The organism is Bradyrhizobium diazoefficiens, from assembly GCF_016612535.1.
Lineage (GTDB): Bacteria > Pseudomonadota > Alphaproteobacteria > Rhizobiales > Xanthobacteraceae > Bradyrhizobium > Bradyrhizobium diazoefficiens_C.
Window position 1 is genome coordinate 22,822 of record NZ_JAENXS010000007.1, and the last position, 23,648, is coordinate 46,469.

22 protein-coding genes and 1 pseudogene are annotated in these 23,648 nt (G+C 63.5%); 13 read left to right on the top strand and 10 right to left on the bottom strand.

What is annotated here, in order from left to right; genetic code table 11:
- The first annotated feature begins 7 nt into the window (after positions 1-7).
- The 3 genes from JJE66_RS36775 to JJE66_RS36785 are packed head-to-tail and all read left to right on the top strand — an operon-like array spanning position 8 to position 3,302.
- Positions 8-478: a (2Fe-2S)-binding protein gene (locus JJE66_RS36775; RefSeq protein WP_200520679.1), complete on the top strand. Its 471-nt coding sequence runs from the start codon at positions 8-10 to the stop codon at positions 476-478.
- Positions 475-2,607 (top strand): molybdopterin cofactor-binding domain-containing protein, encoded by a 2,133-nt coding sequence (locus tag JJE66_RS36780; RefSeq protein WP_200520680.1) that lies wholly within the window; start codon positions 475-477, stop codon positions 2,605-2,607. Before JJE66_RS36775 ends, JJE66_RS36780 begins: the two co-directional genes overlap by 4 nt.
- A complete protein-coding gene (locus tag JJE66_RS36785; RefSeq protein WP_200520681.1) occupies positions 2,604-3,302 on the top strand; it encodes a substrate-binding domain-containing protein in 699 nt (232 codons plus the stop codon). The genes JJE66_RS36780 and JJE66_RS36785 overlap by 4 nt, the downstream gene beginning before the upstream one ends.
- Before the next feature lie 12 nt (positions 3,303-3,314).
- Here the strand turns inward: JJE66_RS36785 and JJE66_RS36790 are convergent, their stop codons facing one another.
- Complete coding sequence (locus JJE66_RS36790) at positions 3,315-4,121, bottom strand: SDR family oxidoreductase (protein WP_200520682.1); 807 nt, start codon at positions 4,119-4,121, stop codon at positions 3,315-3,317.
- A gap of 362 nt (positions 4,122-4,483) precedes the next feature.
- Here JJE66_RS36790 and JJE66_RS36795 point away from each other — a divergent pair, with 362 nt between their 5' ends.
- The 5 genes from JJE66_RS36795 to JJE66_RS36815 all read left to right on the top strand — a co-directional run bounded on the left by JJE66_RS36795 (position 4,484) and on the right by JJE66_RS36815 (position 9,045).
- A complete protein-coding gene (locus JJE66_RS36795) occupies positions 4,484-5,227 on the top strand; it encodes a GntR family transcriptional regulator (RefSeq protein ID WP_200520683.1) in 744 nt (247 codons plus the stop codon).
- 56 nt (positions 5,228-5,283) lie between these two features.
- Positions 5,284-6,276 (top strand): TRAP transporter substrate-binding protein, encoded by a 993-nt coding sequence (dctP, locus tag JJE66_RS36800; protein WP_200520684.1) that lies wholly within the window; start codon positions 5,284-5,286, stop codon positions 6,274-6,276.
- Positions 6,277-6,368: 92 nt separating this feature from the next.
- A complete protein-coding gene (locus tag JJE66_RS36805) occupies positions 6,369-6,884 on the top strand; it encodes a TRAP transporter small permease (protein ID WP_200520685.1) in 516 nt (171 codons plus the stop codon).
- Between the two features lie 16 nt (positions 6,885-6,900).
- Entirely contained in the window at positions 6,901-8,190 is a 1,290-nt protein-coding gene (locus tag JJE66_RS36810) for a TRAP transporter large permease (RefSeq protein ID WP_200520686.1), read from the top strand.
- Between the two features lie 78 nt (positions 8,191-8,268).
- Entirely contained in the window at positions 8,269-9,045 is a 777-nt protein-coding gene (locus JJE66_RS36815) for a cyclase family protein (RefSeq protein ID WP_200520687.1), read from the top strand.
- Positions 9,046-9,056: 11 nt separating this feature from the next.
- On the opposite strand, the gene JJE66_RS36820 is transcribed toward JJE66_RS36815, so the two are convergent.
- From JJE66_RS36820 to JJE66_RS36825, 3 genes are all read right to left on the bottom strand, one after another.
- Positions 9,057-9,785: a Crp/Fnr family transcriptional regulator gene (locus JJE66_RS36820; RefSeq protein ID WP_200520688.1), complete on the bottom strand. Its 729-nt coding sequence runs from the start codon at positions 9,783-9,785 to the stop codon at positions 9,057-9,059.
- A gap of 271 nt (positions 9,786-10,056) precedes the next feature.
- On the bottom strand, positions 10,057-10,191 hold the full coding sequence (locus JJE66_RS38575; RefSeq protein ID WP_283818558.1) for a hypothetical protein: 135 nt from the start codon (positions 10,189-10,191) through the stop codon (positions 10,057-10,059).
- 99 nt (positions 10,192-10,290) lie between these two features.
- Complete coding sequence (locus JJE66_RS36825) at positions 10,291-11,004, bottom strand: helix-turn-helix domain-containing protein (protein ID WP_200520689.1); 714 nt, start codon at positions 11,002-11,004, stop codon at positions 10,291-10,293.
- 154 nt (positions 11,005-11,158) lie between these two features.
- On the opposite strand from JJE66_RS36825, the pseudogene JJE66_RS36830 reads away from it, so the two are divergent.
- A pseudogene (locus JJE66_RS36830) lies at positions 11,159-11,475 on the top strand (c-type cytochrome).
- A gap of 13 nt (positions 11,476-11,488) precedes the next feature.
- On the opposite strand, the gene JJE66_RS36835 reads toward JJE66_RS36830, so the two are convergent.
- From JJE66_RS36835 to JJE66_RS36845, 3 genes are read right to left on the bottom strand one after another with little or no spacing between them, the layout of a single operon-like run.
- The gene (locus JJE66_RS36835; protein WP_200520690.1) at positions 11,489-12,592 is read right to left on the bottom strand and encodes an ABC-type transport auxiliary lipoprotein family protein; all 1,104 of its coding nucleotides are present in this window, start codon (positions 12,590-12,592) and stop codon (positions 11,489-11,491) included.
- A gap of 3 nt (positions 12,593-12,595) precedes the next feature.
- On the bottom strand, positions 12,596-13,366 hold the full coding sequence (locus JJE66_RS36840; RefSeq protein WP_200520691.1) for an ABC transporter ATP-binding protein: 771 nt from the start codon (positions 13,364-13,366) through the stop codon (positions 12,596-12,598).
- Positions 13,367-13,368: 2 nt separating this feature from the next.
- Positions 13,369-14,505, bottom strand: coding sequence for an ABC transporter permease (locus JJE66_RS36845; RefSeq protein ID WP_200520692.1), 1,137 nt, complete (start codon positions 14,503-14,505; stop codon positions 13,369-13,371).
- A 163-nt stretch (positions 14,506-14,668) separates the two neighbouring features.
- Between JJE66_RS36845 and JJE66_RS36850 the strand changes: the two genes are divergently transcribed.
- Positions 14,669-14,944 (top strand): hypothetical protein, encoded by a 276-nt coding sequence (locus tag JJE66_RS36850; RefSeq protein ID WP_200520693.1) that lies wholly within the window; start codon positions 14,669-14,671, stop codon positions 14,942-14,944.
- On the top strand, positions 14,945-15,433 hold the full coding sequence (locus tag JJE66_RS36855) for a phage holin family protein (RefSeq protein WP_200520694.1): 489 nt from the start codon (positions 14,945-14,947) through the stop codon (positions 15,431-15,433).
- A 10-nt stretch (positions 15,434-15,443) separates the two neighbouring features.
- On the opposite strand, the gene JJE66_RS36860 is transcribed toward JJE66_RS36855, so the two are convergent.
- Together JJE66_RS36860 and JJE66_RS36865 are read right to left on the bottom strand one after the other, a co-directional pair.
- Positions 15,444-18,134, bottom strand: coding sequence for a bifunctional acetate--CoA ligase family protein/GNAT family N-acetyltransferase (locus JJE66_RS36860; RefSeq protein WP_200520695.1), 2,691 nt, complete (start codon positions 18,132-18,134; stop codon positions 15,444-15,446).
- 70 nt (positions 18,135-18,204) lie between these two features.
- Positions 18,205-19,044 (bottom strand): universal stress protein, encoded by an 840-nt coding sequence (locus JJE66_RS36865; RefSeq protein ID WP_200520696.1) that lies wholly within the window; start codon positions 19,042-19,044, stop codon positions 18,205-18,207.
- Between the two features lie 196 nt (positions 19,045-19,240).
- Between JJE66_RS36865 and JJE66_RS36870 the strand changes: the two genes are divergently transcribed.
- Positions 19,241-20,773, top strand: a complete 1,533-nt coding sequence (locus JJE66_RS36870) for a bifunctional aminoglycoside phosphotransferase/ATP-binding protein (protein WP_200520697.1) — start codon at positions 19,241-19,243, stop codon at positions 20,771-20,773.
- Positions 20,774-20,788: 15 nt separating this feature from the next.
- A complete protein-coding gene (locus tag JJE66_RS36875) occupies positions 20,789-21,763 on the top strand; it encodes a CHAD domain-containing protein (protein WP_200520698.1) in 975 nt (324 codons plus the stop codon).
- Here JJE66_RS36875 and JJE66_RS36880 read toward each other — a convergent pair.
- Positions 21,760-23,592, bottom strand: a complete 1,833-nt coding sequence (locus tag JJE66_RS36880; RefSeq protein WP_200520699.1) for an alpha/beta hydrolase — start codon at positions 23,590-23,592, stop codon at positions 21,760-21,762. The genes JJE66_RS36875 and JJE66_RS36880 overlap by 4 nt on opposite strands.
- Between the last annotated feature and the right edge of the window lie 56 nt (positions 23,593-23,648).

Consider the following 23,648-nt stretch of genomic DNA (forward strand, 5'->3'; position numbering starts at 1 on the left):
GCCGGGCATGGCCACCATCCAATTCCAGCTCAACGGCGTAGCGGCTTCCGTGGATACCGACCCCGATCAGGCGCTACTCGATGTACTGCGCGGCCGGCTCGGCATCACCAGTCCGCATTTCGGTTGCGGAGCCGGTGAATGCGGGGCCTGTTACGTGATGGTCGGCGACCGCGCAATGGCCTCCTGCGACATGCCGATGTGGTCGGTGGCAACCAAGGACGTCGTCACGGTGGAGGGCCTCGGGGCAGTCGAGCATCCGCATCCGCTGCAACGCGCTTTCATCTCCGAACAGGCGATGCAATGCGGCTATTGCGTCTCGGGGATCCTGATCAGCGCGGCGGCGCTGCTCAGGCGCAATCCCTCGCCGACGGAAGCCGATGTCAGAACCGCACTCGATCGCAATCTGTGCCGCTGCGGATCGCACAATCGCATGGTCCGCGCCGTGCTCCGGGCGGCATCGGAGATGGCAATGTCATGAGTGCGCCGTCCCCTGCCCCGAAACTGCCGGTCAGCCTGGCAGCCAATCCAAGACTGTCGTCCTGGGTGAGGTTCACCGGCGAAGGCCGTGTGGCGATCTCGCCCGGCAAGGTCGAGATTGGCCAGGGCATCGTCACGGCGCTGGCGCAGATCGCGGCGGACGAGCTCGACGTCGAGATCAGCCGCATCGAGATGATCCGCGCCTCGACCGCGGCAAGCCCGAACGAGGGCGTCACCTCCGGCAGCCTGTCCGTCCAGCAATCCGGCCGCGCGTTGCGCCACGCCTGCGCCGAGGTGCGCCAACGCTTCCTCACAGCAGCATCGGAACGTCTTGGCGTCGATGCATCCCTGCTCGGCGTCGATGACGGCACGATCTCGGGCCCGGGTAACGTCAGGACCAGCTATTGGGAACTGTCGGATGACGTCTCGCTCGATCAGGAAGCCACAGCGGGCACCGTGGCGAAGTCCGCCATCGCACGCAGCGTGGCCGGGCGTTCGATCCAGCGCGTCGACATTCCCGACAAGGTGTTCGCGCGGCCGCGCTTCATCCATGATCATGCCCTGCCAGGCGTGCTGCATGGGCGCATGCTGCGGCCGGACGTCTCTGGCGCGAAGCTGATCGCGCTCGACGAAGGAACCGCGCGCGTTGTTTCCGGGCTCGTCGCGATCGTCCGCGACGGCGGCTTTGCGGGCGTCGTTGCCGACAGCGAGGTCGCGGCGGAAGCCGCACTGAATGCCTTGCGCAAGGGCGCGACCTGGTCAGCTGGCGCGCCGCTGCCCGATCAGGACGATCTGGCTGGCTTCCTGAGAAGCCAGCCAGTCGAAACCACCGTCATCGACACTCGGCCGGCGGTAGTTTCAGCGAAATCTGCGCGCACCCTGCGCCGGCAATACACCCGTCCCTATATCGCACACGCCTCGATCGCGCCGTCCTGCGCGATGGCACAATGGGATGGTGATCGTGTTCATGTCTGGACACACAGCCAGGGCGTCTATCTGCTGCGGGCCGATCTCGCGATCGTGCTGAAGCTGCCGACTGAAAGCATCGTCGTCGAGCACATGGAGGGTGCCGGCTGCTACGGACACAATGCGGCCGATGATGTCGCGCTCGATGCGGTGTTGCTGGCCAAAGCCGCCGGCGGCCGCCCCGTGCGGGTGCAATGGTCGCGCCACGACGAGATGTCCCATGCGCCATTCGGGGCGGCCATGGCCATCGAGATCGAGGCTGATCTCGACGCGGACAACGAGATCGTCGGCTGGCGTCATGGGATCTGGAGCAACGGCCATGCGGCGCGGCCGGGACGCGCGACGCAGCCCGCACTGCTCGCGGCGACCGAAATCGCAAATCCCTACCCGCGCATGATCTCGACGAATCCGCCGGCGGCCAATGGCGGCGGAGGAGATCGCAACTCCGTTCCGCTCTACGACTTCCCGGCTTGGACGATCACGAGCCATCGCTTGCTGACCATGCCGGTGCGCACCTCGGCGCTGCGGACGCTGGGCGCGCAGGGCAATGTGTTCGCCATCGAGTCCCTGCTCGACGAGATCGCCGTTCTGCGCGGCGAGGACCCGATCGCGTTCCGCCTGCGTCATCTGCGAGACGAGCGTGCAAAGGAAGTTATCCGCGCCGCCGCGCGACGCGCCGCGTGGAAGCCGCAGAAGCAAACCGGCATCGGCCACGGTGTGGGCTTTGCGCGCTACAAGAACACGGGCGCCTATTGCGCCGCAATTGCCGAGATCGAAGGCGCCGACGATATCCGGGTGAAGCGGCTGACGCTCGCGGTCGATGTCGGCGAGGCCATCAACCCGGACGGCGTCGTCAACCAGATCGAGGGTGGCACCATCCAGGCGACGAGCTGGGTCCTGAAGGAGTGCGTCCGCTTCGATCGGACGCACATCACATCGACCTCCTGGACCGACTATCCAATCCTGACATTCAGCGAGGTTCCGGCGGTTGACGTCGAGATTATCCAGCAGCCGGAGATCGAACCGGTCGGCGCCGGCGAAGCCGCGCACGGCCCGGTGACGGCGGCCATCGCGAATGCGGTTTACGATAGCCTCGGCGTGCGTGTGCGCGACCTGCCGATCACGCGTGACAAAATCATCGCAGCCATGGAGCTCGCATCGTGACCACAGTGAACATCCTGAGCGGCGGCGCGGCGCAAGGCCTGGTGCGCGGCCTCAGCGAGGTCTTCGAGGCGAAGACCGGATTCGGCATCGACGGCGAATTCGGTGCGGTCGGTGTGATGGCGGACAAGCTGCGCACAAGCACGCCAGCCGATCTCGTGATCCTGACGCACGCTCTCCTCGCAAAGCTTGCCGCGGAGAAGCTTGTCGTCCCCTCCTCGATCGCCGATGTCGGCCGGGTCGAAACCGCGCTGGCGGTGCGCAGCCGCGATCCCAGGGTGACCGTGAAGACCGAAACCGATCTGCGCGAGGTCCTGCGCTCCGCGGATGCCATCTACGTTCCCGACACCAAGGCTTCGACGGCAGGCCAGCACGTTGCAAAAATCCTGGATCAACTCGGCATCGCCTACGAGGTCGCCTCGCGCCTGAAGATCTTTCCGAGCGGCGCAACAGCGATGCGCGAGCTGGCGACGTCCACCGCTACGAGGCCGATTGGATGCACGCAGGCGACCGAGATCATCGCGACCGACGGCATCGCGCTGTCCGGTTCGTTGCCGCCGGGACGCGAGCTCGTGACGATGTACACGGCCGGCGTCGCGGCGCGGGCCGCACATCCGAAGGAAGCGGCGGCGCTGATCGCGCTGCTGACCGGCGCAGATCACAAGGAGCTGCGCCAGCGCGTGGGCTTCACGAGCTAGATGCGGATGGTTCTACTTGTTCAACTGAGTGAGACCGGTCGGCGGACCATCGACGGCAGTCCAGCCGCCGTCCACGAACAGCGTGCTGCCGCTGACATAGCTCGCGGCATCCGAGGCGAGATAGGCCACGGCCGTTGCGACCTCGTCTGCGCTGCTCCAGCGGTTGAACACGGTGTGGCCGGCGTAGAGATTGTAGATGTCGGGGCGCTGCTTGAACGGGTCGGTCAGCGCCGTCTCGGCAATGCTGGGCGCGATAGCGTTGACGCGGACGCCGGCATGGCCGACCTCGGAGGCAAAGCCCTTCACCAGCAGGCCGATCGCGGCCTTGGTCGAGCCATACACGGCCAGGCCGGGCTCGATCGTGACGGCGCGGACCGACGAACAGGCGATGATGCTGCCGCCCTTCTGCTCGACCATGATGCGGCCGAAGGCCTGGAAGAACCAGACGGTGCCTTTCACATTCAACGTGATGACGCGATCGAGATCCTCCTCGGTGTAGTCGAGGATGGTTTTCCGGATGTTGAGCCCCGGCGTCGTCACCGCGATATCGAGCCGCGAAAATTTCTGCATCACGGTTTTGGCCAGCACATTAACGTCGGCTGCGCTCGCGGCGTCGCAGGCGGCGGCCTCGGCCCAGCCGCCCTTGTCGCGGATGCCAGCGGCCGTCGCCTCTGCCGCGTCAAGCGCGCGATCGGCGCAGACGACACGGGCGCCGAGCCCGGCCAGCGCCTCAGCCGACGATTTGCCGATGCCCGATGCAGCGCCGAGCACCACGGCCGTCTTGCCGGTGAGGTCGAAGAGCTTGCGATAGTCCGTCACGGTCACATCCTTCCGGTGTTTTCGAAGTCGGGTCGTAGCGCACCCATCCTCGCCTGCGAAGAGAGAGCACTTGGTGTGTTGGCGCCCTCGCGATCGCCTGATCGATCCAAAATCGGTATCGATCGATACCCCCTTCAACTTGGACTCGCCACTCCACGCGACCCTAGGAAAGCTCCAGGGGAAATGGATCTAGGGAGGGACGCATGAGCGCGGAGCTGTCCGCTGAACGCGACGAAAGCTGGTATCCGACCATTCGCCGTGACCTTGCAAATCCTGCTGCAGCGCACCAATAGGCCAATCTGCCTAGTTGATCTCCGCTCAGTTTGCCTCGTATACTAATATATCAATTTTCAACCATAAGCATGCCCGCACGCACAACGAGGAAACCCCAGGCCGCGCCAGCCCCGGCCGCCATCAGCCCGCGCCGCGGCAAGCCGCCGCAGCGGGCGACGGCGTCGTCGCGCATCTATGGCGAGTTGCGCGGCGAGCTGGTGTCGATGCGCCGCCGGCCGGGCGAAGTAGTCTCGGAGGCCGACATCGCGCTCACCTATGGCGTCAGCCGGACGCCTGTGCGCGAAGCGATCCTCAAGCTCGCCGATGAGGGCTTGCTCGACGTTTTCCCGCAATCCGGCATCTTCGTGTCCCGCATCCCGCTCGCCGCCCTGCCCGAGGCCATCATCATCCGCAAGGCGCTGGAAGAGACCACCGCACGGCTCGCGGCCGAACGCGCCACCACAAGCCAGATCCTGCAATTGCGGTCGATCGTGGAACGCCAGCGCGAGGCGGATGAGGCCGGCGACCGCGTTGCCTTTCACCAGGCCGACGAGCTGTTCCACGCCACCGTCGCCGACGTCGCCCGACATCCCGGGATCTGGACGCTGATCATGCATGTGAAGGTGCACGTCGATCGCTATCGCCAATTGACGCTGCCGGTCGCCGGGCGCATGACGCAGGTGATCGCCGAGCACGAGCCGATCCTCGCGGCGATCGAGGCACGCGATCCGCAACGTGCCGGGATTGCGATGGAGCGGCATCTCGACCGGCTGCTCCGCGACATCTCGGAGACCCAACATACCAATCCGGAGTTTTTCGCCAGCACGGAATGACCGGAGCACCGGTCAACGACGACACACGCCTGAAGAAGCAACGAGGGAGGACTACCATGAGACGCCGTGATTTCATCAAATTGAGTGCCGGGCTTGGAGCAGCAACGTTGGCTCCGATCTCGTCGGGCAACGCCCAGACCAAGACCGTGTTCAAGGCCGCCGACGTGCAGCCGGTCGGTTATCCGACGGTTGCCGCCGTCGAGAGCATGGGCAAGAAGCTTGCGGAGGCAACCCAGGGCCGGCTTTCGATCCAGACCTATCCCTCCGCGCAACTCGGCGCCGAGAAGGAGACGATCGAGCAGACCCAGATCGGCGCAATCCAGATGCTGCGCGTCAGCGCCGGCGCAGTCGGCCCGATCATCGACGATATCAACGTCGTCAACATGCCGTTCCTGTTCAAGAACGTGGCGCAATCCTGGAAGATGATGGACGGCGACGTCGGCCAGGAGCTGCTCGACAAGATCACCGCGAGCCCGAACGCCAATCTGGTCGGTCTATGCTGGATGGATTCCGGCGCGCGCAGCTTCTACAACACCAAGCATCCGATCAAGTCGATCGCCGACGTTCATGGCCTGAAGCTTCGCGTGATCGGCAATCCGATCTTCATCGACATGGTCAACGCGCTCGGCGGCAACGGCATCGCCATGGGCTACGACCAGGTCTTCTCCTCGCTCCAGACCGGCGTGATCGACGGCGCGGAGAACAACCCGCCGAGCTACGTGTTCAGCAACCACTACACCGCGGCGAAATACTATTCGCTGACCGAGCACCTGATCATTCCCGAGATCCTCTGCTTCTCCAAGCGGTCCTGGACCGCGCTGTCGGCAGACGACCAGGCGCTGATCAAGAAGTTCGCGCGCGAAGCCCAACTCGAGGAACGCGAACTCTGGAAGAAGTACGAGACGACGGCGATGGAGAAGGCCAAGGCCGCCGGCTGCGAGATCGTGGAGATCGCCGACAAGAAGCCATTCCAGGATGCGGTCAAGCCGGTCTGGGACAAGTATGGTCCGAAATACCAGGCCATGATCAAGCGCATCCAGGCGCTCTGAGCCCGATCCGGCTCCAACCAAAGCCAGGCGCGATGGTCCCTCATCGCGCTTGGCCTCGACAATCTGAACCACTGACAGAGCAGGAAACGCGGATGGCCGCACTGTTTCGCCGAGCGATGGACTTCCTCTACCTGTTGTGCGTGATCGTCGGTTGCATCGCACTGGTCTTGATCTCCGCGGTGATCCCGTGGGCGGTGTTTACGCGATACGTGCTCAACAGCGCGGCTTCCTGGCCGGAGCCGATGGCGGTGCTGCTGACGATCGTGCTGACTTTCATCGGTGCCGCCGCCGGCTACCGGCTTAACCTGCACATGAGCATCACCTATTTCGCCAAGAAGCTTCCACTGCCCCTGCAACGGGCAACCGACATCCTGGTTCAGCTGCTGATGGCGCTGATCGCGCTGTTCATGGTGATCTGGGGCGAGCGTCTTGTCGAGGTCACCTGGTACAACACCATCCCCGATTTCCCCTCACTGTCAGTCGGCGTCACCTATCTGCCGATTCCGATCGGCGGCCTCTGTCTGCTGCTGTTCGTGATCGAGCGGATCTTCCTCGGCGTGCCGCCCGACCCGCTCGGCAAGCATCCCGAAACCGCCCCCTTCGAGTGAGCCGGGAGTCATCACAATGGACATCTTCATCCTCCTCGGCACGATGATCGCGTGCTTCCTGATCGGCATGCCGATCGCCTATTCGCTGGCCATGGCGGCGATCGCCGGCGCGCTGTCGGTCGGCATTCCGCTGGAAGCCCTGATGCTGAAGATCTCGGACGGCGTCAGCAAGGTTGCGATGCTGACGATCCCGTTCTTCGTGCTCGCCGGCGCCATCATGGCGGAAGGCGGCATGGCGCGGCGGCTCGTCGCCTTTGCCGACGTGCTGGTCGGCTTGACCCGGCTGCGTGGTGGGCTCTCGATCGTCAACGTGCTGGCGACGACCTTCCTCAGCGGCATCTCCGGCTCCGCGGTGGCCGACACCTCGGCGATCGGCTCGGTGATGATCCCGCAGATGGAGAAGAACGGCTATCCGCGCGTGTTCGCGACCAACCTGACGATCTCGTCTTCGGTGCAGGCGCTGCTGGTGCCACCAAGCCACAACGCCGTGCTCTATTCGCTCGCGACCGGCGGCACCATCTCGATCAGCGCGCTATTCATGGCGGGCGTTTTCCCGGGGCTGTTGATCGGATTCTCGCTGATCATCCTGTGCCTGGTGATTGCCTATCGCGAAGGCCACCCGCACGGCCGCACCGTGCCGGCCAAGGATGCGATCAAGATCACGATCGACGCGGCCTGGGGCCTGATCACGCTCGTCATCATCCTCGGCGGCATCCTGGGCGGTATCTTCACCGCGATCGAAGCCGGCGCAGTTGCCTGCATCTGGGCGTTCTTCGTCACCATGTTCGTCTACCGCGACTACAAATGGCGCGATCTGCCGGTGCTGCTGCACCGGACGTTGCGCACCGTTGCAATGGTGATGACGCTGATCGCTTGCGCCTCCGCAGTCGGCTACATCATGGCGCTGACGCAGATGCCGGCGAAGATGACGGCGTTCTTCCTGTCGATCTCCAGCAACAAATACGTCATCCTGCTGCTGCTCAATGTCCTGCTGCTGCTGCTCGGCACGCTCCTGGACATGGCGCCATCGATCCTGATCGCCACGCCGATCCTGCTGCCGGTGATGCAGAATTTCGGCGTCGACCCCGTCCACTTCGGCATGATCATGCTGCTCAACCTCGGCATCGGCCTATGCCATCCGCCGGTCGGCGCGATCCTGTTCGTCGGCTGCGCCGTCGGCAAGGTTTCGCTCGAAGAGGTCATGCGCAAGATCTGGCCGTTCTACGGCGTCATGCTGTTCGTGCTGATGCTCGTCACCTTCCTGCCGGAGATCTCGCTCTGGCTGCCGCGACATATTCTGCATTGAGCTGATCGCGCCGGCGCGTCTCTTGACGCAGCCGGCGCGGCGCCCTCAAGATGACGGAACATCTCGAGGGAAACGCCCATGCCGCGGAAGCTGATCGATATCTCCGTGCCGTTGCAGAACGACGTGCCAGCCGATCCGCCGGGCAATCACCCGACAATTCAATATATCGATCATCAGCAGGGACTGCCGCGCATGCTGCAGTTCTTCGACGGTCTCAAGGCACAGGACCTGCCGGACGGCCAGGGCTGGGCCGTCGAGCAAGTTTCGCTGTCTACGCACAACGGCACGCATCTCGACGCACCCTGGCGCTTCCATCCGACGATGAATCGTGGCGAGCGGTCATGGACCATCGACGAGGTTCCGCTGGAGTGGTGCTTGCAGCCCGGGCTGAAGCTCGACTTCCGGCATCTTCCAGATGGCTATGTCGCCGCCGCCGACGACGTCGAGAACGAGCTCAAACGCATCGGGCATACGCTCTCGCCGCTCGAGATTGTCGTCGTCAACACCAGCGCCGGCGCAAAATTCGGCCTGGCTGATTACGTCAACTCCGGCTGCGGCATGGGTTATGACGCCACCATATACCTGCTCGAACGTGGCGTGCGCCTGACCGGCACCGATGGCTGGAGCTGGGACGCACCATTCGTCTTCACCGCCAGGAAATATGCAGAGACAAAAGACGCGAGCCTGATCTGGGAGGGCCACAAGGCGGGGCGGCACATCGGCTATTGCCATCTCGAGAAGCTGCACAATCTCGAGCAATTGCCCTCGACGGGATTCACGGTGTCATGCTTCCCGGTGAAGATCGAACGCGCCTCCGCGGGCTGGACGCGCGCGGTCGCCATCATCGACAATTAAGTGCGAGACGTCTACTCGCCGTCGAGGCCGCTTTCGGCGAGTTCGCGCAGCGCATCGGTATCGAGCACGACGATGGCGCCGTGCTCGAGGCGGACCCAATTGCGCCCGGACCATGCGCGCAGTTGCTTGTTGATGCTCTCGCGCGTCATCCCCACCATCTCGCTGATCTCCTGTTGGGTGATCGCGAGTGTGCCGCTGCCGGAGTCGAATTTGCGCTCCTCGGTGAGGCCGAGCAGTGCACTGGCAAGACGGCCCGGCAGATTCTGCAAGATGACCTGCTCGACCTGCTGGCTGGTCCAGCGCAGCCGCGCGCAGAGCAATTCGATGAATTTCATCGCCAGCGCTGGCTGACTCTTCACGAACGGAAGGAAGTCGCGGCGGTCGATGATGTAGAGCTCGCAATTGGTGTTGGCGGTCGCATCCGCCGACCGCGGTGCACCATCAAGCACGGCGATCTCGCCGAATATCTCTCCGGGACCGATCAGATTGAGAATGGCATTCCGGCCATCCGGCGACGAGGAGGAAATCTTCACTGTTCCGGTGATCACCGCGAACAGATTGTTGCCGGGGTCCCCCTTGGCGGCAATCGTCGCACCGCGCTTGACCGTGGTGTGCTTGGCGTAGCGGCAGAGCTGATCGAGCGCTTCCGGATCCAGATCTGCAAAGATCGGATGCTTGCGCAGAACCGATAGTTTGTTGCCCGACGACTGCCGGGGGTCGCCGGTCTTGTCCTGAGGCACGCCGGGACTCCTAAGACTGCGAGGCACTGGAGTTCCTGCGTAGTCAGTGTTGCCGGGCTTTTCAACCGGAAAGCACGGACACAGTTTGAGCCAAGTGTAGTTAAAATGCCGCGCTCGCCCACGGAAGCGCATCCGCAGGGTGCGTCGATGCATTTTGGCCCATGCAGAGTTGCAGAGACAGCACGTCGCAGTTGAACTCAAGGCCCCTGCGGAACGGCTGAACTGGCCGAGGAAGAATCTACGGCAGTCGCGCCAAAATGCGATAGCGATCTCAGGAACTTCGGGGCTTAGTATGTGAATCGAGCCGACCGGCGCCGGTCTGTCGGTCCGCCCAAGCCAAAGCCAGGCCGAACGTCACAAACATGGCTACAACGGCGATGGTCACCAGCAGCGCGTCGATCGGCATCGTGCCCTCCCAAGCTTTGTTTCGGGCATTATTCGCGACGCATAACCGCTGTCATTGATCGGGATCAAAAATCAGCGAGCACTCCGGCCGGCCCAGGATTCAGGCCGCAGCCAGTGCCTCGACCCGCGCGGGATCGCGCAGGCCGATTCCGCCGTGAACGATCTCGATCGCTCCATGCCGTTCCAGCTTGGTGAAGGTACGGCTGACGGTCTCGATCGTCAGCCCGAGATAATCTGCGATGTCCTGCCGGCTCATCGGAAGTGGAACCGCGTTCGACGGTCCCTTGAGCAAGGACAGCCGCTCGCGCCAGCCGAGCAGAAACGTCGCGACCTTTTCATCCGCCGAGCGACGGCCGAGCAGAACCATGTGGTCGCGCGCCTGGCTCAATTCGCGGATTGCCAGCTCGTTAATCCGTTTCAGCAGATGCGGCCGGTCCTCGATGAAGCGACCGAACGGTATCTTGGAGAACTGGCACACGGTCACCGCGCCAATCGCATCGGCCGAAAAATTGTGGCGGCCGGACATATTCATCCCCAGGAAATCGCCGGGGAGCGCAAAGCCCACAATCTGCCGCCGTCCGTCCGGCAGCAGTTTGTAGAGCCGCATCACCCCTTCAAGGAGATTGTAGAACGAGGTCGTGATGTCCTCTTCGGAGAACGCGGTCTCTCCCGCAGCGAAATGGACGCGACGCCCGAGATGCTCGAACTCCCTGAGCTCGGCCGGGTCCAACGACGCACAAACCGCAAAGCCGCGGACCGCACAATCGCTGCAAAAATGGCCATTCGGCTCAATCATCGTCACCGAAGTTCTCATCCACCGCTCCCGGCGCCGCCGGATCTCCGTACCTGACGGTACCCACCGCGCGGAGTGCATTTTACTGCATCACGCCAAAGTCGATTGACCCAGATCAAATTTGACGCCCATCCCCGCCCTATTCTGCTTCGAGAATTCGACGGGACCGATTTCCATGCTGCAAAACACGTTGTGCCACACCCTGATTGGGCTGCTTCTGATCACCCCGCGCTCGCTGCGCCGACCGCCGAACAACGCGGCAAGGCTTATGCGCGGGCCAATTGTGCGCACTGCCATGCAATCGACCGTCGTTCCGAAAGCCCGCTCAAGATTCCTCAGCCGTTCAGGACCCTGCATCAACGCTACCCGATCGATACCCTCAAGGAAGCGCTCGCCGAAGGCATCTATACCGGCCACGCCGACATGCCCGCCTTCGAGCTCGATCCGGACCGGATCCACGACCTTCTGTCCTATTTCAAAACGCTCGAATAGGCCGTTGGCGGCCCTACACCGCCTGCACCGTCCAACCGATCAGTTCTTTTGCGATGCGTGCGAAGGCCGCGTCGAACGCCGCGACCGCGGCAGCCGGCTCGACCTTGTCGAGCTTCTCGCTGGTCTCGACCAGACGTGACGCGATCACCTTGCCATTCTTGTCGACGATCCGCGCCGACAGTCCGATCTCGACCCGGGTCTCACCGTCCGTGGCGATCCGGAAGCGCCTGATGTCGATCAGGAGCTGGCAGTCCGCCTGCCCGAGGTCGGCCGAGCGCAGCGGGGCGTGGGCGATATCGTAGTTCTCGAAACTGTCGATCAGCCGCGCCTGCATCAGTTTTGGAATGCTGTCCGCCCACATGAAGTCCGCAAAGCCAGAATTGTCACCAACTGGCGAGAATAGCATGCGCTGCGTCTGGAGCATCGCGACAGCGGTCGGCTCGGGAATGGCCAGCGAAGCCGTTAGCGTCTTGCCGGCCGGCCCGAGATTTTGCGGGCTGCGGAGATCATAGGTGATCTTCTGCGTGGGCGTCCCACCGCCGGTCATCTTCTCGAGGCCCGCCAGAATGCCGTCGAGCTTGCCGGTGTTGCGCGCGAGGCCGTCGGAGAACGTCTTGAAATTCGCAATCGTATCCTTCAGAGGGCCGGAATTGTCCTCCAGCACGGTGTCGACGCGCCGCAGTGCATCGCGCGCCGCCTGTGTCATGCTCTGGCCCGCGCCGGCTTCCGCGATCAAGGTCAGGGGCTCGCCCGACCTGGCGACAATCATGCCGCCCTCCAGTGTTACCACCGGCACGCCGGTCAGACCCTGGAAATCGAGGCCAACCTTGGTGTCGGTGCGCACCGGCGTCGCAGAGGCGACCGAGATCGTCGCGTTGACGAAGCGCGGATTGTCCAGCGCAAGGCCAAGCTGCGTCACCTCACCGACACGGATGCCGTTGAACAGCACGCCGGCGCCGACCAGAAGACCCGGCACCGGCCCCTGGAACTGCACGTGGTAATTCGTGCGCGGCCCGATGCCGCCAGTGTTGTTCAGCCAATAGACGAAGCCGAACACCGCAAGGATCGCGGCCAGCACGAAAGTGCCGATCAGCACATAGGGAGCGCGGGTTTCCATGTCTCATCTCATCTGTGGTTGCAACATCTGCGAGCGCTTGCCGTGGAAATAGGCGCGCACCCAGGGATGCTCGGACTGCAGCAGTTCGCGCATCGGACCGATCGCCACGATCCTGCCGTCGGCGAGCGCGGCGACCCGGTCGCAGACAGTGGTGAGGCTCGCGAGATCATGGGTGACCATGAAGACGGTGAGGCCCAAAGTCTTCTGCAGCGTCCTGATCAACGCGTCGAAATCTCCGGCGGCGATCGGATCAAGGCCGGAGGTCGGCTCGTCGAGGAAGAGGATCGGCGGATCGAGCGCGAGTGCGCGCGCCAGCGCCACGCGCTTGGTCATGCCGCCGGAGAGTTCCGACGGATATTTGTCGCCATCCTGCGGACGCAACCCGACCATCTCGAGCTTGGCGATCGCCATCTCGTTCATCAGCTCCTGTGACAGCACGAGATTTTCGCGAAGCGGAAATTGTATGTTCTGCCGGACCGTCAATGAGGAGAACAGCGCCCCCTGCTGGAACAGGATGCCCCAAGTCGCAGCCGTGCCGCGGTCATGCGGGCCACCGATCGGCTGCCCCATGATTTCGATGGTGCCGCCGCGGCGCGGGATGAGGCCGATGATGGTGCGCATCAGCACCGACTTGCCGCCGCCGGATGCGCCGACGAGCCCGAGGATTTCACCGCGACGGACGTCGAGCGACAGATGGTCAAGCACGGTCTGGCGACCGAAACCGACCACAAGGTCACTGACGCGGATCGCGAGCTCGTCCTTCGGTTCGGGCATCTTCACATTCCGATTGAGGCGAAGAAGATCGCGAACAAGCCATCGAGCACGATCACCAGGAAGATCGACTTGACCACCGATGTGGTGGTCTGCCGCCCTAGCGACTCCGCGCTGCCCTTGACGCGCAATCCCTCGCTGCAGGCAACGATCCCGATCACCAGCGCCATGAACGGCGCCTTCAGGATCCCGACCTCGAAATGAGTGACGGAGACGGCTTCATGGAGTCGCGCGATGTAGATCGCAGGCCCCATGTCGCCGTAGAATTGCGCGACCAGGCCGCCGCCGTAGAGCGCGGCAATCGATCCGATGAAGGAGAGAATTGGCAGAGCGATGACCAGAGCGGCAACCCGCGGCAGGATCAGGACGTCGACGGGATCGAGCCCCATGGTCGTGAGCGCATCAATCTCCTCGCGCATTTTCATCGAGCCGAGCTCGGCGGTATAGGCGCTCCCTGACCGGCCGGCGACCATGATGGCGACAATCAGCAGGCCGAGCTCGCGCAGGACGAGGATGCCGACCATGTCGACGGTGTAGGACTCCGCGCCGAACCTGCGGAAGTGGAAAAACCCTTGCTGGGCGATGATGGCGCCGATCAGGAACGTGATCAGCATGACGATGGGAATCGCCTGCAATCCGATCCGGTTGAGCTGATAGACCAGCGATGTCAGCCGCAACGAGCGGGGCCGTCGCACGACACCGGTCACGGCCATGAACAGAGCGCCGAGCATTTGCAAAAAGATCGCGACGTCTTCGCGGGCACCGAGCGTGGCCTTGCCGAGCTCGTGCAGCCTGAGCAGGACCGGGTTGGGTGCGGACGCCGGCGGCGGCGTGTGGCGATTGACCTGGCGCACTTCCTCCAGCAAGCCGCTGAAATGATCGGCCACGCCAACGATCTCAGCTGATCGCTCCGACGATGCCACCTTGCGGGACAGCTTCTCCAAAATCCAAGCGCCGAGCGTATCGAGCGCGCTGATGCCGGACATGTCCAGTGTCACGGCTCTCGATCGATCGACATCCGCGCCGACCGATCGGGACAACATTTCGAGCGCCGACACGTTGGCTGCGATCCACTGCCCCTCGGGTCGCAGTTCAAGCGTATCGCCAGACGGCGTTGCCAGCAGCAGCGGTTCCGAATTCACGCGCATATCCTCTTGAGACGACTGGTCCCGGATCGTTTGTTTCTAGGCCGACATAGGGTTGGTCGATTGACCTGCGTCAAACACGAACACCCGTCCGCTTGATGCAAATCAATGGTTGTTGGTTTCGCGTGCATAGTCTCTCGCCATTCGATGGAGACCACCAATGTTCGACACCGGCAGAATGAGCGACGAGTTGAGGGCGCTGAAGGTCGACGTCACGCGCCTCTTGAGCGCGGCCGGCGAGGATATGTTCGAGAACTCAAAGGACCGTGCCGAGGCCCTCGCTGATCAGATCAGCGCGGCGCTGGCCGAACTCGGCGAAACCGTCAGCGAGGAGCAGGACCAGTTGCATGATCTCATCGCGGAGCGCCCTGTCGCCTCGCTCGCTTCCGCCTTTGCGCTCGGCGTGGTGGTCGGCTTCATGCTGAGGAGGCATTAGGTGAATACGGAGAACGTGGTCAAACATCTGCGCGCTCTGTGGCGTACGGACAGGATCATCGCGGATATTCGGCTGCGTCACCTGCTGATCGGCCTCGGCCTGCAGGCCTTCGCGGCGCTGATCGCCGCATTCGGGCTCCTGATGCTGGAACTGTCCGCTTATTTTGCCCTGGTCCAGATCTGGAGCGCGATCGCCGCAGCCTCGGTCCTTGGAGCGATCAATTTCGTCATCGCGACGGTTTTGTTCATGGTCGCCGGCAGCTCGCCCTCAGGCCGCGACATCGAGCTCGCCAATGAGATCCATCGTACGTCGATCGAGGCTCTCCAAGTCGAAGCCCGGGCGTTTCAGGCCCAATTGACCGGCGCGGTTCATCATCCGCTCAGCACGATCGTGCCGGTGCTGGTGCCGCTGATCGCGATCATCGTCAAGAACATGCGGAAGACGGCCAGGGAGAGTGCCGCAGACGCATCGTCCGAAGCGCGCTCGTAGCCGGCGCGCGTCAGAGCTTCAGCCGGACTTCACAGATGTCCGGCTCGGTCGAATCCGGCTTGATCTCGAAACCAAGTTGCCGGCACATATCGAGCATCACGACGTTCTCCTTGAGCACGTCGCCCGAGATGGTCTTCAGACCTTCCGATTTTGCATAGTCGATGATCAACTGCATCAAGGCCCAGCCGAGCCCCCTGCCCTTGAGGTCGGACCGCAGCAGGATCGCGTACTCACCGCTCTCGTAGATCGAGTCCGAGTGAAGGCGCACCACTCCGACCATCTCGTTCTTGTCATCGAACGCAATGAACGCCATCGCGCGCGCATAATCGAGCTGAGTCAGGCGCGCGATGAACTCGTGGGTAAATTCCTTCATCGGCGCGAAGAAGCGCAGGCGAAGATCGTGGGCCGTGACGTGACGCAGGAACTCGTGAATGGTCGGCTCGTCCTCGGGACGGAGGGGCCGCACGGAGATGCGCCAGCCGTCCTTGAGCGCGAGGCGGCGCTCCCATTGCGACGGATAGGCTCGGACGGCGAAATTGGCGGGGCCGGAGCCTGCAAATTTCCTCTGCAGCAGTCCCACCGCGACGCGGGCATCGACGGCCGTCACGCCGGTTTCGTCCGCCAGCAGCGGATTAATATCAAGTTCGCGGACTTCGGGGATGTCAGTCGCCATTTGCGCCAGCTTGACGAGAACCATGGCGACAGCGTCCTGCTTGACGGCCGGCACATCCCGGTACGCGGGCAACAATCGCGACACACGTGTGCGCTCGATCAGGTCGCGGGCGAGCTGCAAATCGAGCGGCGGCAGCCCCAAGGCCTTGTCGTTGATGATCTCTACCGCCGTCCCGCCACGGCCGAACACGACAACGGTGCCGAAAGTCGGATCGTCGGCCAAGCCCAGGATCAGTTCGCGCGCCTTCGGCTTGACGACCATTGCCTGGACGATGAGGCCGGAGATGCGGGCTTCGGGCCACAACTTCTTCGCCCGCGCGAGAATATCAGCGGCCGCCGTGCGTACCGCAACCGGCGTGGTCAGATTGAGCACGACACCGCCGACATCGGATTTGTGCACGATGTCGCGCGACATGATCTTGAGCACGACTGTGGCGCCTTGCGCGAATATCTCGTCCGCGTAGGCGACGGCCTGCTCGATATCTGCCGCCGCGTAGGTTGGCACGATTGCGATGTCATAGCAGCCAAGCAGATGCTTGATCTCGACGGGTTCGAGCCATTTTCGGCCATCGGCGATAGCCGCCGCGACGATCTGTCTCGCAGCCGCAACATCCGGTACGAAGGTGTCCGGCATCGCCGGCGGAACCTGGCTGAGTTCGTCGACCACTTCGCGATGCCGGACCAGATGCATGAAGCCACGCACCGCGTCATCTTCAGTCGGATAGTTCGGAATGCCGGCGTCGGACAGCGTCGCAATGATTCCCTGATCGGCTCCGATCCAGGCCGCAAGCACAGGCTTGGCCCAACTGCGGTGCTTCTGGCGGTACTTGCCGACAAGCTCCGTCACGGTCGTCGCGATCGCGGTGGCCGAAGCGATCGCGGTCTGGACGTTGAGCACGAGGACCGCATCATTCTCGGAGTCGTCGAGCAGCACTTCCAGCGCCGCGGCATAGCGCGACGCATCGGCGTCGCCGACGATATCGATAGGATTTGCGCCGGACCAGGTCGGCGGCAGCACCGCGTCGAGCTTCTGACGCGTGTCTGGTGTCATGGGTGCGGGAACTCCGCCAAGGTCCGCCAGCCGATCGACCGCCAGAACGCCGATACCGCCACCATTGGTCAGAATGGCGAGGCGCTTTCCCGCCGGCGATCCGATCCGGCCAAGCGTCTCGGCACAATCGAACAGCTCGCGCAGATCGGATACTCGGAGAACGCCGGCGCGGCGGAAGGCCGCATCATAGACGGCGTCCGCGCCAGCGAGCGCGCCCGTGTGCGTGGCGGCAGCCTTCGCACCTTGCGCCATGCGACCGGACTTCACCACGACGACGGGCTTCACGCGTGCTGCAGCGCGCGCCGCCGACATGAATTTCCGCGCGTCCTTGATGGCCTCGATATAGAGCAGGATCGCGCGGGTCTTGTGGTCCATCGCGAAATGGTCGAGCAGGTCCGCGATGTCGACGTCGATCTGATCGCCGATAGTGACGATGCCGGAAAAGCCGACGCCGCGCTGGGCGGCCCAGTCCACCATACCCGCCGCGATCGCACCCGACTGCGAGATCAGCGCGAGGTTTCCCGCCGCGGGCATGTGCGCTGCGAAACTTGCGTTGAGGCTTGCGCCGGGCATCATGATGCCGAGGCAGTTGGGGCCTATCAGCCGCATGCCATGTTTGCGGGCAGCAGCGGTGGCGGCTTCCTGCAGCGAGCCCGGTCCATGACCAAGCCCCGCCGAAACGATCAAGGCGCCGGCCGAGCCGCGACGGCCGGCCCGGTCGATGATGTCAGGCACCGCGTGCGCCGGCGCGGTGATGACGACGAGTTCGGGCACGAATGGCAGTTGCTCCAGGCTACTTACTGCCGCGACGCCGCCGATTTCGGCATGGCGTGGGTTCACCAAACCGAACAGCCCCTTGAATTCCGCCTTGCGAATGTTCTCCAGCACCGCGCGTCCGACGGAGACCGGCCGGGAGCTTGCGCCGACCAGCGCGACCGACCGGGGCGACAACAGGTTTTTCAGGCGGTAGGTCGACATGACTGCATTCGTCCGTTCGGGCGACGGGTCCGATGGCTGGACACCTGGCTTTGGCGCGTAGAGAACGCCCCTAGTGCGACATCATTACCCAGCACGGTGGCTGGCCGATGACCGTCTTGGTCACGCCGCCCCAAACGGTCTCGTTCAGACGCGAATGGTGGTAGGCGCCCATGACGATGGCGTCGATGCTGTGGGATTGCGCCCAGCTCCCCAGCACCTTGCCGATCGAGCTGCCACCGCCCTTCACGGTTTCGAAGGACGCATAGACCCCGTGTTCCCTAAGATGATCGACGAGACTTGTGCCGGATTGCGTGGTGGAGTCGCCCTTGTCGTCCGCCACCGTGATCACGCGCACCACGGCGGCGGCCTGCAGGATCGGCAATGCATCGCCGACTGCACGCGCGGCACGCGCCGAGTTGTCCCAGGCAATCACGACATTCTCGAACTCCGGCCGCAGCGCCTCCACATGCTGCTCCGGACAGAGCAGCAGCGGCCGGCCGGATTGGAACAGGAAGGTTTCAACGATATTTTCGGTTCGACTATCGTGCGGCTTCACGGGGATCAGCGTAAGATCGCTGAAGCGCGCGTGCTCAGCCAAAGTTGATGCAATCTGGTCCGCCGGCACCCTGCCTGATCGGCTTTGAGCGCGAATGCCGATACGCGAAGTCGCATTGGTGAATGCGTTCAGGAGCTGCTGCGTGTCGCCCGCCTCGCGCACGAGGCTGAGTTCGGCGGCCTCCGGGTCATCAGGGAATACCACCTTCGGCCGCACGAAGACATCTTCCTCGAGCGCAAGCCCAGTCACCCTAGCACCGAGGTCGGCCGCAACGGCCACGCACTTCTCAATCGCGGCCAGCGTGGGGGCACGCGGCTGGCCAATGAGCGGCAGAAAGACGTCCTTGATGGGCATCGGGATTCTCCTTGCCGGCCAAAATAGGCCGTCTTTGGTCCGGACGCTTGATCCTCCTCAAGCCGGGAAAACTCCGCACCGCCAGCCGACGACAAGCCTTGACGGAAGTCAAGGACTGGTCGTGATCCCGCGCTAAGGGTTACCCTGGTTCGCGGCAGGGCCGCCTGGCGCCCCATCTGCATGGATACCGGCAGAGATGACAGACAATTCTGCGACCCAGGAACGGATCTTCGCGGCATTGACGGCGCATGCCGGCGTGAAGCGGATCGACACGCACGCAGCTTCGGTCTTCCTTGACGGGACGCGCGCGCTGAAGATCAAGCGGGCGGTCAAGTTTCCATTCCTCGACTATTCGACGCTCGAGAAACGCAAGGCCGCCTGCGAGGAGGAGGTGCGGATCAACCGGCCGCACGCACCACAAATCTATCATCGCGTCGTGGCCATCACAGAAGAGCCAGACGGATCAGTGAAGGTCGACGGCCGCGGCCATCCGATCGAATACGCAGTCGACATGTCGCGTTTCGACGAAGGCCGGACGCTGGATCATCTGGCGAAGGCGCTACAGTTCGACGTTGACCTTGCGTCAGCCATCGCCGACGCGATCGTGGCGTCGCACGCGGCAGCGACGCCTGCCGATGGCAGGGCATGGGTTTCCTCGATCCCTGCCCTGATCGACGGCAACAGCAATGGGCTGCGGAACGGCAATCATCTTCAGGGCGCGGAGATCGAACAGCTGACGCAAGCTTCCCACGAGGCATTCCTGCGCGCCCGCCCCCTGCTGGAGGAGCGCGGTCGCCGGGGATTCGTGCGCCGTTGCCACGGCGACCTGCATTTGGCGAATATCGTGCTGATCGAGCGGCAGCCCGTCCTGTTCGACGCCATCGAATTCGACGCGAAGATGGCGACTGTCGACGTGCTCTACGACCTCGCATTCACACTGATGGATCTGTTGCGCCACGATCAGTCGCTTGCCGCAAACATCGTCCTGAATCGCTATCTTGCTGCGACGTGGGCCGAAAATCTCGACGCGCTCGGCGTGCTGCCGCTGTTCATGTCCGTACGGGCGGCGATCCGCGCCCAGGTGGCGCTGGCACGGCTGAAGCCGCCCCATTCCGACGATGCCGGCATCCTCGACGAAGCACGCTGCTATTTTGACCTTACCCGGGCGCTGATCCACCCTCCCTCCCCGCGTCTGATCGGGGTGGGCGGACTGTCGGGTACCGGCAAGACGGTTTTGGCGCGCGCGCTCGCGCCGACTGTGGCGCCGCAGCCGGGCGCCGTGGTCTTGCGCAGCGACGTCATTCGCAAGCAGATGTTCGGGCTCGTCGACACGGAGCGGTTGCCGCCATCCGCATACACGCCCGAGCTTGCGGAACGGGTCTACGAGACGTTGGCCCAATGCGCCCGCCGTGTGCTCGCCCAGGGCCATTCGGCGATCGTCGATGGCGTATTCGCGCGCGATTTCGAGCGAGATGCCTTCGCCACGCTAGCCCGGGATTGCAACGTGCCTCTCACCGGCCTCTTCCTGGTCGCGGATCTGGAGACCCGGCAGGCCCGAATCGGTAGCCGCCGAGGCGACGCATCCGACGCCACGCAAGAGGTTGCTGCGTTGCAAGAGCACTATAATATCGGGCATATCGGTTGGGCGACCATCGACGCATCCGGGACACAAGCGCAGACGCTCCAGAGCTGCCTGGACGCGATCGCCGAGAGCAGTAAGGCAATCTGATTGGCGCGGACCAGGATGGCGCGACCCACCAAGAGTTCGACGGCGACCGCTCGCGTCAGGCCGGCCCCAGGCCGCGCTACGCTGCCGGGCCGCCTCAGCCCCGGCATGGCCTGCGACACGGCCTTTCGAATCATCGCCCGCCGTCACCTCGCCGCCGTCCTCGCCCAGCACGAGGGCACCTGCCGTGGCGATCCGGGCGCGCTGCACCAGATCCGAATCGCGCTGACCCATCTGCGCACCGCCATTCGCTTCTTTTCGCCCATGGTCGACGATGCGCTGCGCCCCAAAGTCTGGGCCGAGTTGAGGTGGCTGAATAGCCAGCTTGGCATGGTGCGCGATCTCGACGTGGCGATTGAACGCATCGTGGCCGAGACCGGCGACGAGCTCGCCGTGATCGCCGAGCTGCAGCACTGGGACGAAAAGCGCGCCGAGAGCCATCGCCTGCTGGCTCGCGCGCTGCAATCCGCGCGATATCGCCGCCTGGTCGAACAGATATCGAGCTGGATCGAGAGCGGCCCGTGGTCAACCCGGCGCAGCAAGGAGGCCATCAGACTACGCCGCGGCCCGCTTGCCGATCACGCGACAGCGCAGCTGATCGAATGGGAAAGGACGCTACTCAGGAAAGCCCGAAAGTTGCGCAAGCTCGACGTCGAGAAACGGCACAAGCTGCGGATTCTCAACAAACGACTGACCTATTCGATCGAGTCGCTGGAGGATTTGTTCGCCGAAAAGTCGCTGACGAAGCAGAAGTCGATCCTCAAGCAATTGCGCAAGGCGCAAAAGTCCCTCGGGCGGTTGAACGACGATGCGCGCGGTCAGACGCTGGCCGCATCACTGAACGAGGCCATACCCGCGGCTAGTATTCGCTTTCTCGACCGCAAGCGGGAAAAGAAGCTGTTGCGAACCGCTTCGACGGCATATCGCAAACTGGACAAGGCCAAGCCCTTCCGCTCTTCCGACCTGACGCCGGATTCGGAGCCGGAGGACTAAATGTGGATGTAGTCGCCGGGTGCATCCGGCAGGCTATCGATGTCTCCATACCCGATCGGCGGCGGATCACAGGGCTCGCCGGACCTCGCGATGAGCCAGCGGGTCCATTCCGGCCACCACGATCCCTCGACATGGGGCGCCAGCTTCAGCCATTCATCCGGACCGACATAGGGCCCGTCAGCGGCCTTGGTCATCACCTGATAGTTGTGTCCAGGCTCGTCGGGCGGCGCGACGACACCGGCATTGTGGCCACCGCTGGTCAACAGGAAGGTCAGGTCGGCATCGACCTGATAGTGGAGTTTGTGCACGGACCGCCACGGCGCGACGTGATCGCCGAGCGTGCCGACCACGAACATCGGCACATGAATGTCGGAAAGCGAAATGCTTTGGCCCTCGACACGGTAACGTCCTTCGGCGAGATCATTGTCAAGGAACAATTTGCGCAGATATTCCGAATGCATGCGATAGGGCAGTCGCGTCGCATCGGCGTTCCAGGCCATCAGATCGCTGAGCGGTGCCGCCTCGCCCATCAAATAATCGTGCGACAAATGCGACCAGATCAGATCGTTCGAACGCAGCAGCGCGAACGCGCCGGACATCTGTGCCGTGTCGAGGTAGCCTCGTTGCCACATCATGTCTTCGAGGAAGGCAACCTGGCTTTCGTTGATAAAGAGCGTCAGCTCGCCGGCCTCGGTGAAGTCGGTCTGCGCGGCAAGGAGAGTGACGGTGCCGAGACGCTCGTCGCCGTCGCGCGCCATCGCGGCGGCAGCGATCGACAGCAAGGTGCCGCCCAGACAATAGCCGAGCGCATGGATCTTCTGCCCGGGCAGGATTCGGCCGATCGCATCCAGCGCGGCCATTACGCCGAGCCTGCGATAGTCGTCGAACGCAACATCCCGATCCCTGGCATCCGCGTTGCGCCATGAGACCGCAAACACGGTAAAGCCCTGATCGGTGAGATATTTGACCAGCGAATTTTGCGGCGACAGATCGAGAATATAGTATTTCATGATCCAGGCCGGCACGATCAGGATCGGCTCGGCCTGCACTTTCGCGGTCGTCGGATAGTACTGGATCAGTTCGATCAGCTCGTTGCGGTAGACGACCTTGCCAGGAGAGGCCGCAACCGTTTTGCCGACGACAAACTGCTCGTTGCCGACGGGTTTGGCAGCCGAGAGCATCCGCATCAGGTCGCCGCACCAGTTCTGCCAACCGAAGACAAAATTCTCTCCTCCACTCTGAAACGTCTTCTCCAGCACCTCCGGGTTGGTCATTACGAAATTCGACGGCGCCAGCATATCGAGCATCTGGCGCACCGAGAATTCGACGATGGCTTCGTTCGCCCGCGAGACGCCGCGAACGCCGGTCGCGGCGTCGTGCCACCAGCGCTCTCCGAGCAGGAACGCTTGCGCAAGCAGATTAAAGGGCGGAGCCTCCCATTGCGGCTGCTTGAAACGGCGGTCTTGTCCCTCCGGTCGGATCACGGACCAGGGCGTTTGCCCCGGTGACGTCGCGTGCGCGACGGCTTTCAAAAAACGGCTGGTGTCACGAAGGACGTTGCCAGCGAGGTCCATCCGTCGCTGCGGCGCCGCGGCAAGATGGGAGCTCCAATCGAGCCAGGCGAGCAGCAAGGCCGACGGCGAAATCCCGCCCGTGAACCGCGCCAACATCGCATGGAACGTGCGGTCGAAAAGGTAGGGTTCTGATGCGGATTTGGTGGCTGAGGTCGGGGCAGTCGTCGCAGATGGAGCGACGCCCGCAAGGGGGGCAACGGAAGGCGCCGGCAACACCGGCTCTTCGGTCCGAGGAAGGATTTTCACAACGCTCATGGCCAGCAATTCCTGCGCGCTTCGGTCTGTGAGCGGCAGGATATGGCCGCCCGCTC

Excerpts from the sequence above, each read along its gene's own strand:
- JJE66_RS36870 (WP_200520697.1), top strand. The coding sequence starts at position 19,241 with ATGACAGACAATTCTGCGACCCAGGAACGGATCTTCGCGGCATTGACG.
- JJE66_RS36805 (WP_200520685.1), top strand. The coding sequence starts at position 6,369 with ATGGCCGCACTGTTTCGCCGAGCGATGGACTTCCTCTACCTGTTGTGC.
- JJE66_RS36875 (WP_200520698.1), top strand. The coding sequence starts at position 20,789 with ATGGCGCGACCCACCAAGAGTTCGACGGCGACCGCTCGCGTCAGGCCG.
- JJE66_RS36850 (WP_200520693.1), top strand. The coding sequence starts at position 14,669 with ATGTTCGACACCGGCAGAATGAGCGACGAGTTGAGGGCGCTGAAGGTC.
- JJE66_RS36865 (WP_200520696.1), bottom strand. The coding sequence starts at position 19,044 with ATGCCCATCAAGGACGTCTTTCTGCCGCTCATTGGCCAGCCGCGTGCC.
- JJE66_RS36880 (WP_200520699.1), bottom strand. The coding sequence starts at position 23,592 with ATGAGCGTTGTGAAAATCCTTCCTCGGACCGAAGAGCCGGTGTTGCCG.
- JJE66_RS36840 (WP_200520691.1), bottom strand. The coding sequence starts at position 13,366 with ATGCCCGAACCGAAGGACGAGCTCGCGATCCGCGTCAGTGACCTTGTG.
- JJE66_RS36825 (WP_200520689.1), bottom strand. The coding sequence starts at position 11,004 with ATGAGAACTTCGGTGACGATGATTGAGCCGAATGGCCATTTTTGCAGC.
- JJE66_RS36835 (WP_200520690.1), bottom strand. The coding sequence starts at position 12,592 with ATGGAAACCCGCGCTCCCTATGTGCTGATCGGCACTTTCGTGCTGGCC.
- JJE66_RS36775 (WP_200520679.1), top strand. The coding sequence starts at position 8 with ATGGCCACCATCCAATTCCAGCTCAACGGCGTAGCGGCTTCCGTGGAT.
- JJE66_RS36815 (WP_200520687.1), top strand. The coding sequence starts at position 8,269 with ATGCCGCGGAAGCTGATCGATATCTCCGTGCCGTTGCAGAACGACGTG.
- JJE66_RS36795 (WP_200520683.1), top strand. The coding sequence starts at position 4,484 with ATGCCCGCACGCACAACGAGGAAACCCCAGGCCGCGCCAGCCCCGGCC.
- dctP (WP_200520684.1), top strand. The coding sequence starts at position 5,284 with ATGAGACGCCGTGATTTCATCAAATTGAGTGCCGGGCTTGGAGCAGCA.
- JJE66_RS38575 (WP_283818558.1), bottom strand. The coding sequence starts at position 10,191 with ATGCCGATCGACGCGCTGCTGGTGACCATCGCCGTTGTAGCCATGTTT.
- JJE66_RS36810 (WP_200520686.1), top strand. The coding sequence starts at position 6,901 with ATGGACATCTTCATCCTCCTCGGCACGATGATCGCGTGCTTCCTGATC.
- JJE66_RS36780 (WP_200520680.1), top strand. The coding sequence starts at position 475 with ATGAGTGCGCCGTCCCCTGCCCCGAAACTGCCGGTCAGCCTGGCAGCC.
- JJE66_RS36860 (WP_200520695.1), bottom strand. The coding sequence starts at position 18,134 with ATGTCGACCTACCGCCTGAAAAACCTGTTGTCGCCCCGGTCGGTCGCG.